Genomic DNA, 15,973 nt, shown 5'->3' with positions numbered 1-15,973 from the left:
AGACGCTATTGTGATGCCGCACGGGGTTGCTCCTCTATCGTGTCCGAGATCGTCGCCAAACGCTCGAATACGAGTAGAATCAACACCGTGCACCTTGTCCATTGAATTTAAACCGGACACCAGTGGGCTTGACCCGAGGATGACGTGGAGGGTGTGGCGAGGCTCGCCGCACAGCAAAGGGCGGCACAGTGGCCGCCCCTTTTTTATCAGTCCCACTCAGGCACCCATGGCAGCAATCCCGGCTTGATGATGCGGTAGCCGGTGGCGTGGAGGGTGTCGATGCGGGCCATGTCGACGGAGGAGAGGGTGAAATCCATGATCTCGAAATTCGCCCTTATGTTTACCGGCTTGGTCGACATGGTGTTGAGCGGAACGCCCTTCTGGAGGATCCAGCGCAGCACGACCTGCGCGGCCGACTTGCCGTAACCTTCGCCGATCTCGGCGAACAGCCCGTGCTTGAAGACTTCGCCCCGCGCCACCGAGGCATAGGAGGAGAGCGGAATGCCCGTCTCCGTGGCGGCGGCGAGGAGGTTGTTCTGGTCGAGCAGCGGGTGGAACTCCACCTGGTTGGTGACGAGCGGCACGTCAACGGCCGCTTTCGCCTCCCGCATCATGCGCGCCGTATAGTTCGACACGCCGATCGCGCCCGCAAGGCCCTTGTCATGAGCCTCCTGCAACAGGCGCAAAGACGGGGCGACGTCGCCGTCCGCCGGCGGCCAGTGCAGCAGCAGCACATCGGCGCGGTCGAGTTTCAGCGCCGCGAGGCTCGCCTCCACCGAGGGGATGAATTTCTCCGCGCTGTAATTGTCCGGATGCACCTTGGTGGTGATGCAGAGCTCGGCGCGGGCGACGCCGCCGGCGGCAAGCGCCGCCCCGGTCTCGGCCTCGTTGCCATACATCTGCGCCGTATCGAACGCCCGGTAGCCGGCTTCGAGGGCCGCGTCCACGGCGGCGCGCAGGTCGTCGCCCTTCAGCGGATAGGTGCCGAAACCGCGCTGAAAGCTCTTCTGGAAATAGATGTTCATGCCTCCTCCTTGGCTGGTCGATGCGCCGGCGTTGCAGACGCGAAAATCTTGCTTGCCCGATTGCTCCGGCCGTGATTAATGTATAACTAGTTAGTTACTTAATGCAATGGAGATCGGAGGATTCGGCCATGAAGAAGGTGAAGACGGCGGAGGAGGCGGCCAGGCTCGTCAAGGATGGCGCGGTCGTCGCCGTCAATTCTTCCTCGGGCCTGTGCTGCCCGGATGCCGTGCTGAAAGCGCTCGGCGAACGCTTCGATCGCGAGGGCCATCCGCGCGGGCTGACCTCCGTCCACCCGATCGCGGCCGGCGATTTCTTCGGCACCAGAGGCGTCGACCACATCGCCAAGCCCGGCATGCTGGAAAAGATCATCGGCGGCTCCTACCCCTCCGGGCCGAGCAATGCCGAGCCGCCGCTCATCTGGCAGATGATCCTGAAAGAAGAACTCGCCGCCTGGAACGTGCCCTCCGGCATCGTCTTCGACATGCTGCGCGAGGGGGCCGCCAAGCGGCCGGGCGTGCTGACCAAGGTCGGCATGGAAACCTTCGTCGATCCCGACCAGGACGGCTGCGCGATGAATGCCAGCGCGCGGGCCGCACCCCTCGTCAAGCGCGTCGAATTTGCCGGCGAGGACTGGCTGCATTTCCCGGCCATCCGCCCCGATGTCGCGATCATCCGCGCCACCACGGCCGATGAGAAGGGCAACCTCACCTTCGAGCAGGAGGGCGCGACGCTCGGTGCCATGGAGATGGCGCTTGCCGCCCGCAATTCCGGCGGCCTCGTCATCGCGCAGGTCAAGCGCGTGGCGGCGAGCGGCACCTTGCGGCCGCATGACGTGCGCGTGCCGGGCATTCTCGTCGACGTCATCGTCGAGGCGCCGGAGCAGTTGCAGACGACGGCGACGCCCTATGATCCGGCGATTTCCGGCGAGCTTTTCCGGCCGCTCGACACCTTCCGCCTGCCGGCGCTCGATGTCGGCAAGGTCATTGCGCGGCGCGTGGCGCAGGAGCTCAGGCAAGACTGGGCGGTCAATATCGGCTTCGGCATTTCGGCCAATGTGCCACGCATCCTCATCGAGGAAGGCCATCACGGCAAGATCACCTGGGTGATCGAGCAGGGCGCCGTCGGCGGCGTGCCGCTGCTCGATTTCAAGTTCGGCTGCGCCTCCAATGCGGAGGCCTTCGTCGCCTCGCCGCACCAGTTCTGTTACTTCCAGGCCGGCGCCTTCGATTGTTCGCTGCTGTCCTTCCTGGAAATCGACGCCGAGGGATCGGTCAATGTCAGCCGGCTTGCGGCGACGCCGCATCGCACCGCCGGCGCCGGCGGCTTCGTCGACATCACCGCGCGGGCGAAAAAGATCGTCTTTTCCGGCAATTTCAATGCGGGCGCGAAAATGCGCATCGAGGATGGCCGGCTGGTCGTCGACAAAGAAGGCCGCATCGCCAAGATCGTGCCGAAGGTCGACCAGGTCAGTTTTTCCGGCAAACGCGCCCGCGCGCAGGGGCAGGACATCACCTATGTCACCGAGCGTTGCGTGATCCGGCTTGAGGCGGACGGGCTGGTCGTCACCGAAATCGCGCCCGGCCTCGATCTCCAGCGCGACGTGCTCGATCAGGCCGCCACGCCGCTCAGGGTCTCCGAGACGCTAAAGACCATGGACGACGCGCTGTTCCGCGCCGAAACCATGGGCCTCGCGCTGTGAGCGACCCACGCATCGACCTCGCCGTCGAGGACCGCATCGCCCGGCTGACGCTGCGCCGCCCGGAAAAGCTGAACGCCATCGACGCCGAAATGGTCGACGCGCTTTTGCAGGCCTGCCGGGATATCGAGCGGTCGGATGCGCGCGTCGCCATTCTGACCGGCGAGGGCGCACGCTCCTTCTCGGCGGGCGGCGATATCGCGGCTTGGAGCAATCTCGATGCGGAGGCCTTTTCGCGGCGCTGGCTGCGCGACGGGCACGATGCCTTCGATGCGCTGGCGCGCCTCACCGTGCCGCTGATCGCCGTGCTGAACGGGCATGCGCTCGGTGGCGGGCTGGAGTTGGCCGCCTGCGCCGACCTTCGCATCGCGGAAGCCCATGTAAAGATCGGCCAGCCGGAACCCGGCCTCGGCATCATTCCCGGCTGGTCCGGCACACAGCGCGCGTCGCGACGTTTCGGCTCGTCGCTGGTGCGCCGCATGGCGCTGTTCGGCGAGGTCTTTCCGGCGCAAGAGGCGCTGGCCCTCGGGCTGGTCGACCAGGTTGTGCAAACGGGCGAAGGCCCGGCCGCGGCAGAAGCCGCCGCCCAGCGCGTGCTGAAACGCGCGCCGCGCGCCACCGAGGTGACGAAAATGCTGATCAACGCCGCAGAGGGCGAAGAGAATGCCCGCGTCGTCGAGGCGCTGGCGGGCGCCGCGGCCGCGGCATCGGCTGACCTCGCGGAGGGCCTTGCCGCCTATCGCGAGAAACGACCGCCGGCGTTTTAGCCCGACCATTCAAGATTTTCGCGACAGCCTGCCTGCATGCTGTCGCACCAAACCTCTCCTCCGTCATGCTCGGGCTTGACCCGAGCATCCACGCCGCGGGTGAGGGTGGATCCTCGGGTCGAGCCCGAGGATGACGGCAGGGGGGAGGAGGGCTTTTTCACCGCCAAGCAGCGGTGACGATCGGGCTCAGGCCGGCACAGGCGCGTCCTCGCGCAAAAGGCCCTTGTGCTTCAGATCCGCCCAGAACTCACCGGGGATCGGGTGCGAGAACCAGGCGAGGTTCTGGTCCAGTTGCTCCACCGTGCGCGTACCCGCCATGAAGGACGGCACGGCCGGGTGGGCGACAACGAACTGCAGGGCGGCAGCGGCCAGCGGTACGCCATGTTCGGCGCAGACGGCCTCGATCTTGGCGACTTTTTCCAGGATTTCGCGCGGCGCCGGGGCATAATTGTATTTGGCGCCTTCCTTCGCGCCGGTGGCAAGGATGCCGGAGTTGAAACCGCCGCCCACCACGACGGCAGCGCCGCGTTCCTCGCAGAGCGGCAGGAAGGCATCGAGCGCTTCCTGTTCCAGCAGCGTATAGCGGCCGGCCAGCAGGAAGCAGTCGAAGTCGCGGCGCTTCAGCGCCTCGTGGCAGACCTGCCATTCATTGACGCCGACGCCAATCGCCTTCACCACCTTTTCCGAGCGCAGCTTTTCCAGCGCCCGCCAGGCGCCATCCATCGCCTGCTCGAAGACCTCCGGCTGCGCATCGCCGCGCGTGAAAACGTCGATGTCGTGGATGAAGCACATCTCCATGCGCTCCAGCCCCAGCCGTTGCAGGCTGTCCTCGAAGGCGCGCATCGTGCCGTCGTAGCTATAGTCGAAATGCATGGTGAAGGGCGCGGCGTTCTTCCAGGGCGCGAAATCGATCGTGTCGCGCCGGGCCGGGCGCAGCAGGCGGCCGACCTTCGAGGCGAGCACGAAATCGTCACGCTCCTTCCAGCGCAGCGCGTGGCCGGTGCGCAGCTCCGCAAGGCCGTGGCCGTACATCGGGGCGGTATCGAAGAAGCGCACGCCGGCATCCCAGGCGCGTTCGAACATGGAAGCGGCCGTCGCCTCGTCGATCTCGTTGAAAATGTTGCCGAGGGGGGCGGTGCCGAAGCCGAAGGTCGTGACCTCGATATCCGTGCGGCCGAATTTTCGCTTGTCGCTCGCGTGCATACTTATCCTCCATAAGTAACCGTATGGTGAATAATAACCACCGGCCAACCCACTGTGCAAGCAGCTTTGTAGCCGCGCGGAAATTTTTCCGGCTTGACGTCGTGCATCCGCCGCATGTATGTAACCAGATAGTTACTAGAAGCGAGACGAAGCCGATGTATCTCACGGAAACGCAGGAGCAGGTGCGCGACATGGCGCGCGCCTTCGCCGATGAAATGATCCGCCCTCTGGCCGAGGAACTGGACCGCGAGGAGAGTTTCCCCGCCGCCCTCTATGACGAGATGGCCAAGCTCGGCCTGTTCGGCATCGGCGTGCCGGAGGCGCTCGGCGGCCCGGGCTTCGATACGCTGACCTATGCGCTGGTGATGGAGGAGCTGAGCCGCGGCTACGCCTCCGTCGCCGACCAGTGCGGCCTGATCGAACTCATCTCGACCCTGCTCGTGCGCCACGGCACGGAGCGCCAGCAGGCGCTGCTGCCCGATATTCTCGGCATGCGCGCCAAGGTCGCCTATTGCATCACCGAGCCGGAAGCGGGCACCGATGTCTCGGGCATCCGCACGACGGCCGTGCGCGACGGCGACGGCTGGCGGCTCGATGGCGGCAAGATCTGGATCCACAATGCGCCGGTCGCCGATTACGGCTTCGTGCTGGCGCGCACCGACAAGGAGGCCGGCAACCGCGGCATGTCGATCTTCATCGTCGACCTGCATGCGGCGGGCGTCGAGCGCGGCCCGAAGGAACACAAGATGGGCCAGCGCGCCAGCCAGGTCGGCGCGCTCAATTTCGCCGATGTGCGCCTTTCCGCCGATGCCCTGCTCGGCACGGAAGGCCGCGGTTTCCACATGATGATGTCGGTGCTCGACAAGGGCCGCGTCGGCATCGCCTCGCTTGCCGTCGGCATCGGCCAGGCCGGGCTCGAGGCCGCGCTCGACTATGCCGGCACGCGAAAACAGTTCGGCAAGGCGATTTCCGATTTCCAGGGCGTACAATGGCTGCTCGCCGACATGGCGAAGGATATCGAGGCCGCACGCCTGCTCGTGCATTCCGCCGCCGCGAAGATCGATTCCGGCGCGGACGCGACCAAGGCCTGCTCGATCGCCAAATGTTTTGCCGGCGACATGGCCGTGCAGCGCACCGCCGATGCCGTGCAGGTCTTCGGCGGCTCGGGCTACATCCGCGGCTTCGAGGTCGAGCGGCTCTACCGCGACGCCAAGATCACACAGATCTACGAGGGCACCAACCAGATCCAGCGCATGATCATCGCGCGCGAACTCTTGAAGAAGGGGGCGCGGGCATGAGTGCCCGGCCGGTCGCGCTCGTCACCGGCTCGTCGCGCGGCATCGGGCTGGCGGTGGCCGAGGCGCTCGCGGGCCAGGGTTTTGCCATCGCGGTCAACGGCCCTGCCGAGGACGCGGAACTGTCGGCAGCGGTTTCGCGGATTGCAGCGCTCGGCGTGCCAGTTGTGGCCGCGCCGTTCGACGTAACCGGTATAGCTGGCCACGAAGCCGCACTCGACGCCATCGAAGAAAAGCTCGGGACCCTCACCACGCTGGTCAACAATGCCGGCGTCGGCGTGCTCCAGCGTGGCGACATGATGGACGTGTCGGAAGAGAGCTGGGATCGCTGCTTTTCCGTCAACGCCAAGGCGCTGTTCTTCCTGAGCCAGGCCTTCGCCCGCCGCCTGCTGGCGCGCAAGCGGCCGCCGCTCTTCCATTCGATCGTCAACATCACCTCGTCGAATGCCGTCGCGGTGGCCGAGCAGCGCTCGGAATATTGCGCCTCCAAGGCCGCGGCCGCCATGGTGTCCAAGGCGCTTGCCGTACGGCTCGGGCGCGAGGAAATCGCCGTCTATGACGTGCAGCCCGGCCTCATCGCCACCGAGATGACAGCGCCGGTGATCGATGCCTATCGCGAACGGGCGGAGCAGGGCCTGACGCTCTTTCCCCGCGTCGGCCAGCCCGACGATATCGGAACGCTGGTCGCCTCGCTTGCGTCGGGGCGGCTTCCCTACACCACCGGCCTCACCATCCCGGCGGATGCCGGCATGCTCGTCCCGCGCTTCTGAGGGTTTTTTGATGAACATCGCGCTTCCCGATACCGCCGGCCGCCTTTCGGATTACACGCTGACGGGCCAGCCGATCGCCGCGGCCAAACTCGGCAAAAACCCGGCCCGCACCGTCTATTCCGCCGCCCATGTGGTGGCCGATCCGTTCACCGCCAACGATCCCTCCGGCCGCGCGACGGTCGATTGGGAAAAGACCATGGAATTCCGCCGCTACCTCGCCGGCCTCGGGCTCGGCATTGCGGAGGCGATGGACACCGCGCAGCGCGGCATGGGCCTCGACTGGCCGGGCGCGCTGGAGCTCATCCGCCGCACGCGCGAAGAACTGCCGGACGCGCTGGTCGCCAATGGCTGCGGCACGGACCATCTCGACCCCGCGACGGTGACCAGCCTCGACGCCGTGCGCCGCGCCTATCTGGAACAGGCGGAAGCCATCCAGAAGCTCGGCGGACGCATCATCCTGATGGCCTCGCGCGCTTTGGTGCGCGTTGCCAGGGGGCCGGAGGACTATGTCAAGATCTATTCGGACGTGCTGTCGGCCTGCGACGAGCCGGTGATCCTGCACTGGCTCGGCGACATATTCGATCCGCAGCTTGCCGGCTACTGGGGCAGCGCGGATTTCGACCCCGCCATGCAGACGGCGCTTGCCGTCATCGGCGAAAACACGGCCAAGGTGGACGGCATAAAAATCTCGCTCCTCGACAAGGAGAAGGAAATCCGCATGCGCCGGCGCCTGCCGGCGGGCGTGAAAATGTATACGGGCGACGACTTCAACTATCCCGAACTGATCGAGGGCGACGAGGAGGGCTTTTCCCATGCCCTGCTCGGCATCTTCGATCCGCTGGCACCCGCCGCGGCTTACGCGGTGGAGCGGCTGGGCGAGGGCGACAAGGCCGGCTTCCGTGCGACGCTCGATCCGACCGTGCCGCTCGCCCGGCTGATCTTTCGCGCGCCCACGCAATATTACAAGACGGGCGTCGTCTTCCTCGCCTGGCTCAATGGTTTCCAGGACCATTTCATCATGCTGAACGGCGCGCAGGCCATGCGGCCGCTGCCCTATTTCGTCGACCTCTTCCGCCATGCCGACCAATGCGGCCTGCTGCGCGATCCGGAGCTTGCCGTGGAGCGCATGAAGAAGCTGCTGGCACTCTACGGGGCCTAGGCGATGCGGGATTTTTCCAGCGATCATTCGGCGCTCGCGCTCAACACCGCGAGCCTCGGGCACAATCTGGAAGGCCATGGCGCGGGCTGGTCGCCGGAGCGGGTGATCGATGCCTGTGCGGCGCGCGGTTTTGGCGCCATCGTCTTCTGGCGGCGGGAAATCGGGTCGCGGGCCGTGGAGATCGGAGAACGGGCGCGGGCGGCGGGTCTTTCCGTCGCGGGGCTTTGCCGCACGCCGTTTCTGGTCGGCACGGAGGCGGTGGACAGGGTCGCGGTGATCGATGAGGCCAAGGCTTCCATCGACATGGCGGCGGCGCTTGGGGCCGAGGTGCTGACGATCGTGGTCGGCGGCGTGCATCCGGGCACGAAGGGCACGGCGGAAAGCCTGAAGATCGTCGCCGACCGGGTCGCCGCGATCGCGCCCTATGCGGCGGAGCGTGGCGTCCGGCTGGCGCTCGAACCGCTCAACCCGGTCTATGCCGGCAACCGCTCGTGCCTCACCACGGTGCGCGATGCCGTCGATCTCTGCGACACGGTCGGCGCGCCGAACCTCGGCATCGCCGTCGATGTCTACCATGTCTGGTGGGACACCGACCTCGACGCCCAGTTGCAGCGCGCGGGAAAGGACCGGATTTTCGGCTACCACCTCTGCGACTGGCTCGCCGACACGCGCGACGTGCTGCTCGACCGCGGCATGATGGGCGATGGCGTGGCCGACCTCAAGGCGATCCGCGCCAGCGTCGAGGGCGCGGGTTATGCGGGGCCGTGCGAGGTCGAAATCTTTTCCGCGAACACCTGGTGGAAACGGGACCCCGGCGGGGTCCTCGATGTGATGGTCGAGCGTTTTCGCACGCTCTGCTGACGATTTAGGAGATTCTTGATGAAACTGCTGGTGCCCATCAAGCGGGTCGTTGATTACAACGTCAAAATTCGCGTGAAGGCGGATGGCTCGGGTGTCGAGCTAGCGAATGTGAAGATGTCGATGAACCCGTTCGACGAGATTTCGGTCGAGGAGGCGCTCAGGCTGAAGGAAGCCGGCAAAGCGTCGGAAGTGGTCGTCGTGTCGATCGGACCGGCCAAGGCCGAAGAGACGCTGCGCACCGCGCTTGCCATGGGCGCCGACCGCGCCGTGCTGGTCGAGACGGAGGATGCCGTCGAGCCGCTCGCCGTGGCGAAGATTCTCAAGGGCGTCGCCGAAGCCGAGGCTCCCGGCCTGATCATCGTCGGCAAGCAGGCGATCGACGACGATTCGAACCAGACCGGCCAGATGCTGTCCGCCCTGCTCGGCTGGGCGCAGGCGACGTTTGCCTCCAAGGTCGAGATCGGCGACGGTTCGGCCCAGGTCACCCGCGAAGTCGACGGCGGCCTCCAGACCATCGACGTCAAGCTACCCGCAGTGGTCACGACGGACCTGCGCCTCAACGAGCCGCGTTATGCCTCGCTGCCCAACATCATGAAGGCGAAGAAGAAGCCGCTCGACAAGAAGACGCCATCCGACTTCGGCGTCGACACGAGCCCGCGTCTCAAGGTGCTGAAGACCGAGGAACCGTCCGGCCGCAAGGCAGGCGTCAAGGTGAAGTCGGTCGCCGAACTCGTCGACAAGCTGAAAAACGAAGCCGGCGTGCTTTGATCGGGAAGAATTGAGGAGATTACGAACATGGCCATTCTTCTTCTGGCAGATCACGACAACGCCCACCTTTCCGACCAGACGGCAAAGGCGCTGACGGCGGCAGGCAAGATCGGTTCCGACGTGCATGTGCTCGTCGCGGGTGCCGGTGCCAAGGCGGCGGCCGAACAGGCTGCAAAGCTTTCCGGCGTTTCGAAGGTCCTCGTCGCCGAGGATGCAACCCTTGCCAACAACCTGGCGGAACCGCTGGCAGCGCTCATCGTGTCGCTGGCCGGCAGCTATGAGGCGATCGTCTCTGCCGCGACCTCCGTCGGCAAGAACGTTCTGCCGCGTGTCGCAGCGCTGCTCGATGTCGCGCAGGTCTCGGAAATCATCGAGGTCGTCTCCGCCGACACGTTCAAGCGTCCGATCTATGCCGGCAATGCCATCCAGACGGTACAGTCGACGGATGCCAAGAAAGTGATCACGGTGCGCACGGCGTCCTTCGCCGCAGCAGCCGAAGGCGGCAGCGCATCGATCGAGAGCGTCTCGGCCGCAGCGAACCCCGGCCTCTCGACCCACGTCAAGGACGCGCTGTCCTCGTCGGATCGTCCGGAGCTGACGTCCGCCAAGATCATCATCTCGGGCGGTCGTGCGCTTGGCTCGTCCGAAAAGTTCCAGGAAGTCATCCTTCCGGTTGCCGACAAGCTCGGTGCGGCCGTTGGTGCATCGCGCGCTGCGGTCGATGCGGGCTATGCGCCGAACGACTGGCAGGTGGGGCAGACGGGCAAGGTGGTTGCGCCGCAGCTCTATATCGCCTGCGGCATTTCCGGTGCGATTCAGCATCTTGCCGGCATGAAGGATTCCAAGGTGATCGTCGCGATCAACAAGGACGAGGAGGCGCCGATCTTCCAGGTCGCCGACTACGGGCTTGTGGCGGATATTTTCGAAGCCTTGCCGGAATTCGAAAAAGCCATCGGCACGCGTTGACGTCGCAGGCGCTTACCCCTCGTCGCGAAAGCTCGCGGCGGCGGGGGGTGGGGGGCTGGTGTGGAACCGGGCGCCCTTCAGCCAGAGTTTCAGCGCTTCCCAGTGGATGCCGGCCATCACCTTCAGCGTCATGAAGGGGAAGCGCAGCAGGTATCGGGCGAGGTTCGGGCCGGTCAGCGCCATGGCGTCGCCGTTGAAGGTGGCGGCAAGCAGCGGCTCGCTGCCGGCGGTCTCGTGGATGCGCAGCCGCACCGTCTTTCCCGGCGGCAGGATGCGGAAATGATAACGCATGCCCATCCCGATGAACGGCGAGACGTGGAAGATTTTCGTGCGCGTCTGGCGGATGCCGGCGGGGCTCGCCTCGCCGGGCAGCACGGGCGCGACATAGCTGTGGCGCTCGCCAAACGTGTTGCGCACCGCATAGATGATCGCAAGCAGCTCGCCCGCCGCGTCATAGGCGAAATAGGTCGAGATCGGGTTGAAGACATAGCCGAACATGCGCGGATAGGCGAGCAGCAGGATGCGCGCCGCCGGGACCTCCACCCCCGCCTGCGCCAGCAGCCGATCGGCGAAGCCGCGCAGCGTCTCGCCGTCCGCCTCGACATGGTCGCTCTCGCGAAACGACAGCAGCCCCGGCCGGTTGACGGCGAGCAGGCGGGACAGGCGGCCGAGTTCGCCGAGCCGGTCGACATCCACCAGCAGCGCGAAGACCGAATAGCTGAAACGATGGCCGAAGGGTTTCAGCCGCTGGTGCATCACCTTGCCGGGATAGAGCGTGCCGGCCGCCACGGGCGGCGGGCCGTTCTCCTCGACGCTGGTGATGCGTTCAGTCTTCATTGCGCCGATTTCCAGCGCACGTTGCGGCAGAGCACGCCGCCGAGAATACAGCCGCGCGTCAGAAGCGCGCCGTCGGAGACCTGCACGGTGATGGAATAGGTGCGGTCGCGTTTCTTGTCATAGGCCGACCCGGACAGCGTATCGGCGGATTTCGGCTTCAGCGACATGACCAGCACGTCGCCGGCCGCTTCGCCCTTGCTGGTATCGCCGATCCACAGGTTGGTGGCGCAGATATCGTTGCCGCAGGGCGCGATGCGCACGCGCGCATTGCCGTCGTCACGTAGCCACACACCGCTCGGATCGGCGGATTGCTGCGCCCCGGCAGCGGCGGCGGTCAACAGCAACAGGGCAACGGTTGCGAAAGTCGGCGTCTTCATCGCGTCATTCTCCTCGCTTTCCTGCACATACGCAGGGCGCGGCCCATCGGTTCACTCGCGGAGTGATCCGGCGCGTGCGGTGCGGCGTAGACATGATGAACCCCACGGAAAGCACCCCATGAAGACCCTGATCATCGCCTATTTCGCGGCCGGCCTCGTCTTTCTCATCGTGGATGCGATCTGGCTGAGCACGATGGCCGATGTGCTCTACCGCCCGTTGCTCGCCGACAAGCTGGAAACGCAGTTCAAGCTGGTGCCGGCGATCTGCTTCTATGTGATCTATATCGCCGGCATCGTCTTCTTCGCGGTGATACCGGCGCTGGAAGGCGGCGGGCTGCCCAAGGCGGCGCTCAACGGCGCGGTGCTCGGCCTCGTCGCTTACGCCACCTACGACCTCACCAACCAGGCAACCCTCAAGGACTGGCCGCTTGCCGTGACGCTCGCCGACTTACCTTGGGGCGCCTTCGTCACCGCGGTCGGCGCCTCAGCCGGATATCTGGTCGCCAGCCGGTTCGACTGATCCTTCCGCTTCCGCCAGCCTGTTGGAGAAGAGGAGCGCGACGAAGGCGGTCAGCATGCCGGCGCTCACCACGTTGAGCCGCGCCAGCGCTGCATATTGCTCCGCGCTGTAGGCGGCCATGGACGGGCCATAGCTGTCGTTCAGCAGGAAGGCGACGAAGGCGAGACCCGCCAGCGCCAGGCCGTAGATGCGCTCCTTCGGGCGAAACAGCAGAAGGGCGATCATCGCGCAGGGCAGCAGGAAGATCTCGACGGCCGATTGGGTGCCGAAAAGCCAGGCGCATTGCACCGTATTGCCGATGCCGGCGAGCGGCAGCAGCGCCCTTCCGGCGATCGTGTTCCTGCGCGCCACCGCCGGGACCGCGAGGAAGAACGGCGTCGAGAGGAAGGTGAACCAGCCGGGCGTGATATCCCCGCCGACCAGCCAATGGAGATAAAGCGGATAGAACGGCTGGTTGGAGGCGACGATGAGCGCGATGAGGTTTGCCGCCGCCACCCGCCCGTCCGGATGGTGGGCATAGGCGCTGATGGCGCGGAGCCACCTCATTGGGCGGCGGGGCGTAGCAGGTAATGGCTGACGCCCCATTCCTCGCCGTTCGCATGGCCGAAGAGCCCGGCCGTCGCCAGGAAGAACAGCCGCCAGCGGCGCATCCACCGGATGGCGTCGGCGCCGTAGGTATCGGCAAAGATCGCGCGGATCGCCGCGCGGTTGGCGTCGAAATTCTTCAGCCAGTCGAGCGCGGTGCGCTCATAGTGCCGGCCGTTCCAGCGCCAGTCCTTTTCCACGGTAAAACTGTCGGAAAATTCCCGCACCAGTCCGTGGCTCGGCATGACGCCGCCGGTGAAGAAATGCTGGGCGATCCAGTCCGCCTTGTCCGCATGGTCGAAACGGTAGGCGCTGGCGCGATGCGAGAAGACATGCAGGAACAGCCGCCCCTCCGGCCGCAGCCACAAGCGGGCGCGCGACAGCAGGCTCCGCCAGTTGGAAATGTGCTCGAACATCTCCACCGAGACGATGCGGTCGAACGTTTTGCCCGGCTGGAAGCCGTTCATGTCGGCCGTTATCACCGTGAGGTTGGTCAGGCGGCGGCGCGTGGCTTCGCCCTCGATAAAGAGCCGCTGCGAGGCGGAATTCGAGACGGAAACGATACGCGAGGCCGGGTAACGCTCGGCCATGAACAGCGACAGCGAGCCCCAGCCGCAGCCGAGCTCCAGCACGTCCTGTCCGTCTTCCAGCCTGGCATGGGCGCAGGTCTCGTCCAGCGCGGCGATCTCGGCCTCGGCAAGCGTCGTCTCGGCGGTCGGGTAGAGGCAGGAGGAATATTTGCGGCGGGGGCCGAGCGCCAGCGCGAAAAAATCCTGCGGCAGTTCATAATGTTGCTCGTTCGCCGCATCGGTGTGCACGGCAATCGGAAAGGCCTCCATGCCGCGCGCGAAATCCCGGTCCGCCACGCCGCCGCCCGCAAGCACGCGGCTGGTGCGGCCGACGAGGCGGTCGATGCCGAAGCGCAGCGCACTGTCGGGAAGCGGCAGGCGCTCGGCGGCGGCAATCGCGGTGACGGCGAGGTTCATGACGGTCTCTCCTTGGTGTTGAAGCCGGGCCAGAAGGCGTTCACGCGCCTGGCATAGGCGGCGAAGGCGACCCCGCGCGAGCGCAGCATATGCGCTTCGAGCGGCGGGATGCCCGAGACATGGACCAGCAGCCAATACATGAAGGCCGGTCCGGCAACGGCCGCCCAGCCCCAGGGCCATGTGCCGGCCGGGCCGATGGCGACGACGGCGTAACCCGTCCAGCCGAGCCACTGGAAGAAGTAGTTGGGGTGGCGGGAGAGGCCCCAGAGCCCCGCATCGCAGACCTTGCCCCGGTTGGCAGGGTCGCCGCGAAAGCGCGCGAGCTGCACATCCGCCAGGCCTTCGCCGATCACCGCCGCGATGAGGATGGCGATGCCGGCGACGTCGCTCCAGCGCAGGCCGGGTGCCGGATTGCGGGCGGCGAGGAAGATGGTCGCGGCGAGCAGCATCGCGGCGGCGGCCTGGATCTGGAGGAAGAGCCACAGGCGGCGTTTCCAGCCGTCGCCCCATTCCTGCTTCAGCCGCGCATAACGCGGGTCTTCGCCGCCGTGGAGCGTGCGCAGCACGATGTGAAAGCCGAGCCGGCACGACCACAAAATGGCGATGAGGGCGACGACGAGGCGGCGCTGGACATCGCCCTCCCAGCCGGCGACCGGCGAGAGCGCCACGGCAACGCCCGCGGCGCCGACCAGGAACGACCAGATCGCATCGACCCAGCCGGAACTGGCGCCGCGCACCACGGCAAGCCAGGCGCCCGTCATGGCGAGCGAGAGGGCGACGGCGAGCAAGAGAAACAGGGCCGCCGGCGCCATGGCTCAGATCCCGAAGATCGGTTGCAGCATGCGGCCGATGAAGCCCTTGAAGCGCATCTGGCCCTCCATCGCCGCAAGGCAGATACAGTCGCCGCCCCGGTCGACGATCGGCTGGTGCTCGACGTCCTCGTCCATCTCCGCCATGTCCCCCGGCCCGAACGTGCCGAACCGGTCGCTGAACGCGCCGGCCACGACATAGGTGAATTCCGTGCCGGCGTGGCCGTGATCGGGCAGCGCCCGGCCGGGGCCGATCTTCAGCAGGATCAGGTTGGCATCGGGATCGTGCGGCACGCCGACGCGGCTCATGCGCATGCCGGGGCCGATCCAGCGCCAGCGCCCGATGTCGCAGCCGCCCAGCGCATCCGGCAGGCGCACGCCCTCGATCTCGACGGGCTTGCGCGATTGCGGCCTCGGTGCCGGCCCTTCCTCCGCGTCGATCATCGCCAGCACGTCGTTGAAGGCGGTTTCCGAGAGTGCCGTCGGCTCGATCTCGTCGAGCAGCGCGCCGCCGACGGCTTCGTAGGTTGCGACGCGGGCGCGGCAGGCGGGGCAGGCCGCAAGATGCGCTTCGACGACGATCGCAGGACCCGCGGCCAGCGTGCCGGCGGCGTAGCGCATCAGGGTCTCGTCGGTGGCATGGTGGTGTTTCGAGCTCATGTTTCGTCTTCCAGCAGCGCGCGCAGGCGGTTCATCGCCAGGCGTGTTCTAGATTTCACCGTGCCGAGCGGAATGCCCAGCTCGCCGGCGATTTCGGTCTGCGATTTCTCGCTGAAATAGGACAGGCGGATGATCGTCTGCTGCTCCGCCGACAGCGTGGTAAGCGCGCGGCGCACCCGCTCGTCGCGCTCGGCGCCAAGCACCCCGTCCTCGATCGACGGCGGCGCGTCGTCGCCATCGACCGGCAGCGTCGCCGGATTGCGCAGCCGGCGCAGGTGGTCGATGCGCAGGTTGCGGGCGATGGTGAAGATCCAGGTCGCCACGCCCGCGCGCTCCGGGTCGAAATAGGAGGCCTTGCGCCAGACGTTCAGCATCGTCTCCTGCACCAGATCCTCCGCCACGCCCGACGAAATCGCCGAGCGCAGGAAGAAGGTCTTCAGGCGCGGCCCGAAATGGCGGAACAGCGCGGCGAAGGCCTGCCGGTCGCGATCATCGGCAACCGCCGCAAGCAGGCTTGCCAGCGCCTCCGGCGTCGGCGCGCGGGGGTCTGCGGCATTCACGACGGCACGCCGCCGGCCGGTGGACGGAGCCGGCCTTTCCTGCGTGTCGATCTCGTTCGAAGCGTCATACATGCATCCTTCTACGCGGCGGGCCTCGGGCCGGATCATCTCAACGCAACGCGGCTTGA

General features: G+C 66.4%; 18 protein-coding genes. 9 read left to right on the top strand and 9 right to left on the bottom strand.

What is annotated here, in order from left to right; genetic code table 11:
• Positions 1-206: 206 nt before the first annotated feature.
• Complete coding sequence (locus tag VGN93_RS21400; RefSeq protein WP_327509049.1) at positions 207-1,025, bottom strand: aldo/keto reductase; 819 nt, start codon at positions 1,023-1,025, stop codon at positions 207-209.
• A gap of 128 nt (positions 1,026-1,153) precedes the next feature.
• Here VGN93_RS21400 and VGN93_RS21395 point away from each other — a divergent pair, with 128 nt between their 5' ends.
• Together VGN93_RS21395 and VGN93_RS21390 are read left to right on the top strand one after the other, a co-directional pair.
• Positions 1,154-2,725, top strand: a complete 1,572-nt coding sequence (locus VGN93_RS21395) for an acyl CoA:acetate/3-ketoacid CoA transferase (RefSeq protein ID WP_327509048.1) — start codon at positions 1,154-1,156, stop codon at positions 2,723-2,725.
• A complete protein-coding gene (locus tag VGN93_RS21390) occupies positions 2,722-3,489 on the top strand; it encodes an enoyl-CoA hydratase/isomerase family protein (protein ID WP_327509047.1) in 768 nt (255 codons plus the stop codon). The genes VGN93_RS21395 and VGN93_RS21390 overlap by 4 nt, the downstream gene beginning before the upstream one ends.
• A gap of 186 nt (positions 3,490-3,675) precedes the next feature.
• Here VGN93_RS21390 and VGN93_RS21385 read toward each other — a convergent pair whose 3' ends face one another.
• The gene (locus VGN93_RS21385; protein WP_327509046.1) at positions 3,676-4,692 is read right to left on the bottom strand and encodes an aldo/keto reductase; all 1,017 of its coding nucleotides are present in this window, start codon (positions 4,690-4,692) and stop codon (positions 3,676-3,678) included.
• Between the two features lie 155 nt (positions 4,693-4,847).
• On the opposite strand from VGN93_RS21385, the gene VGN93_RS21380 reads away from it, so the two are divergent.
• Genes VGN93_RS21380 through VGN93_RS21355 form a run of 6 tightly spaced genes read left to right on the top strand, consistent with a single transcriptional unit; the run spans position 4,848 to position 10,511 of the window.
• Positions 4,848-5,990, top strand: coding sequence for an acyl-CoA dehydrogenase family protein (locus tag VGN93_RS21380; protein ID WP_327509045.1), 1,143 nt, complete (start codon positions 4,848-4,850; stop codon positions 5,988-5,990).
• Positions 5,987-6,757, top strand: a complete 771-nt coding sequence (locus tag VGN93_RS21375; protein WP_327509044.1) for a 3-ketoacyl-ACP reductase — start codon at positions 5,987-5,989, stop codon at positions 6,755-6,757. The genes VGN93_RS21380 and VGN93_RS21375 overlap by 4 nt, the downstream gene beginning before the upstream one ends.
• 10 nt (positions 6,758-6,767) lie before the next feature.
• A complete protein-coding gene (locus VGN93_RS21370) occupies positions 6,768-7,916 on the top strand; it encodes a dihydrodipicolinate synthase family protein (protein ID WP_327509043.1) in 1,149 nt (382 codons plus the stop codon).
• A gap of 3 nt (positions 7,917-7,919) precedes the next feature.
• Entirely contained in the window at positions 7,920-8,777 is an 858-nt protein-coding gene (locus VGN93_RS21365) for a sugar phosphate isomerase/epimerase family protein (RefSeq protein ID WP_327509042.1), read from the top strand.
• Positions 8,778-8,795: 18 nt separating this feature from the next.
• Entirely contained in the window at positions 8,796-9,545 is a 750-nt protein-coding gene (locus tag VGN93_RS21360; RefSeq protein ID WP_327509041.1) for an electron transfer flavoprotein subunit beta/FixA family protein, read from the top strand.
• Positions 9,546-9,572: 27 nt separating this feature from the next.
• Complete coding sequence (locus VGN93_RS21355) at positions 9,573-10,511, top strand: electron transfer flavoprotein subunit alpha/FixB family protein (RefSeq protein WP_327509040.1); 939 nt, start codon at positions 9,573-9,575, stop codon at positions 10,509-10,511.
• A gap of 12 nt (positions 10,512-10,523) precedes the next feature.
• Here VGN93_RS21355 and VGN93_RS21350 read toward each other — a convergent pair whose 3' ends face one another.
• On the bottom strand, positions 10,524-11,348 hold the full coding sequence (locus tag VGN93_RS21350) for a DUF1365 domain-containing protein (RefSeq protein ID WP_327509039.1): 825 nt from the start codon (positions 11,346-11,348) through the stop codon (positions 10,524-10,526).
• Positions 11,345-11,725: a DUF2147 domain-containing protein gene (locus tag VGN93_RS21345; protein ID WP_327509038.1), complete on the bottom strand. Its 381-nt coding sequence runs from the start codon at positions 11,723-11,725 to the stop codon at positions 11,345-11,347. Before VGN93_RS21345 ends, VGN93_RS21350 begins: the two co-directional genes overlap by 4 nt.
• 118 nt (positions 11,726-11,843) lie before the next feature.
• Between VGN93_RS21345 and VGN93_RS21340 the strand changes: the two genes are divergently transcribed.
• Positions 11,844-12,245, top strand: a complete 402-nt coding sequence (locus VGN93_RS21340) for a DUF2177 family protein (protein ID WP_327509037.1) — start codon at positions 11,844-11,846, stop codon at positions 12,243-12,245.
• Here VGN93_RS21340 and VGN93_RS21335 read toward each other — a convergent pair.
• From VGN93_RS21335 to VGN93_RS21315, 5 genes are read right to left on the bottom strand one after another with little or no spacing between them, the layout of a single operon-like run.
• A complete protein-coding gene (locus VGN93_RS21335; protein WP_327509036.1) occupies positions 12,210-12,791 on the bottom strand; it encodes a hypothetical protein in 582 nt (193 codons plus the stop codon). The genes VGN93_RS21340 and VGN93_RS21335 overlap by 36 nt on opposite strands.
• A complete protein-coding gene (locus tag VGN93_RS21330; RefSeq protein ID WP_327509035.1) occupies positions 12,788-13,816 on the bottom strand; it encodes a cyclopropane-fatty-acyl-phospholipid synthase family protein in 1,029 nt (342 codons plus the stop codon). Before VGN93_RS21330 ends, VGN93_RS21335 begins: the two co-directional genes overlap by 4 nt.
• Positions 13,813-14,628: a DUF1295 domain-containing protein gene (locus VGN93_RS21325; RefSeq protein WP_327509034.1), complete on the bottom strand. Its 816-nt coding sequence runs from the start codon at positions 14,626-14,628 to the stop codon at positions 13,813-13,815. The genes VGN93_RS21330 and VGN93_RS21325 overlap by 4 nt, the downstream gene beginning before the upstream one ends.
• 3 nt (positions 14,629-14,631) lie before the next feature.
• Positions 14,632-15,285: a ChrR family anti-sigma-E factor gene (locus VGN93_RS21320; RefSeq protein ID WP_319315949.1), complete on the bottom strand. Its 654-nt coding sequence runs from the start codon at positions 15,283-15,285 to the stop codon at positions 14,632-14,634.
• A complete protein-coding gene (locus VGN93_RS21315) occupies positions 15,282-15,917 on the bottom strand; it encodes a sigma-70 family RNA polymerase sigma factor (RefSeq protein WP_319315951.1) in 636 nt (211 codons plus the stop codon). The genes VGN93_RS21320 and VGN93_RS21315 overlap by 4 nt, the downstream gene beginning before the upstream one ends.
• Positions 15,918-15,973 lie beyond the last annotated feature (56 nt).

The sequence above is a fragment of the Shinella sp. genome (assembly GCF_035998705.1).
Lineage (GTDB): Bacteria > Pseudomonadota > Alphaproteobacteria > Rhizobiales > Rhizobiaceae > Shinella.
This window is presented reverse-complemented; position numbering and strand designations above follow the sequence as displayed.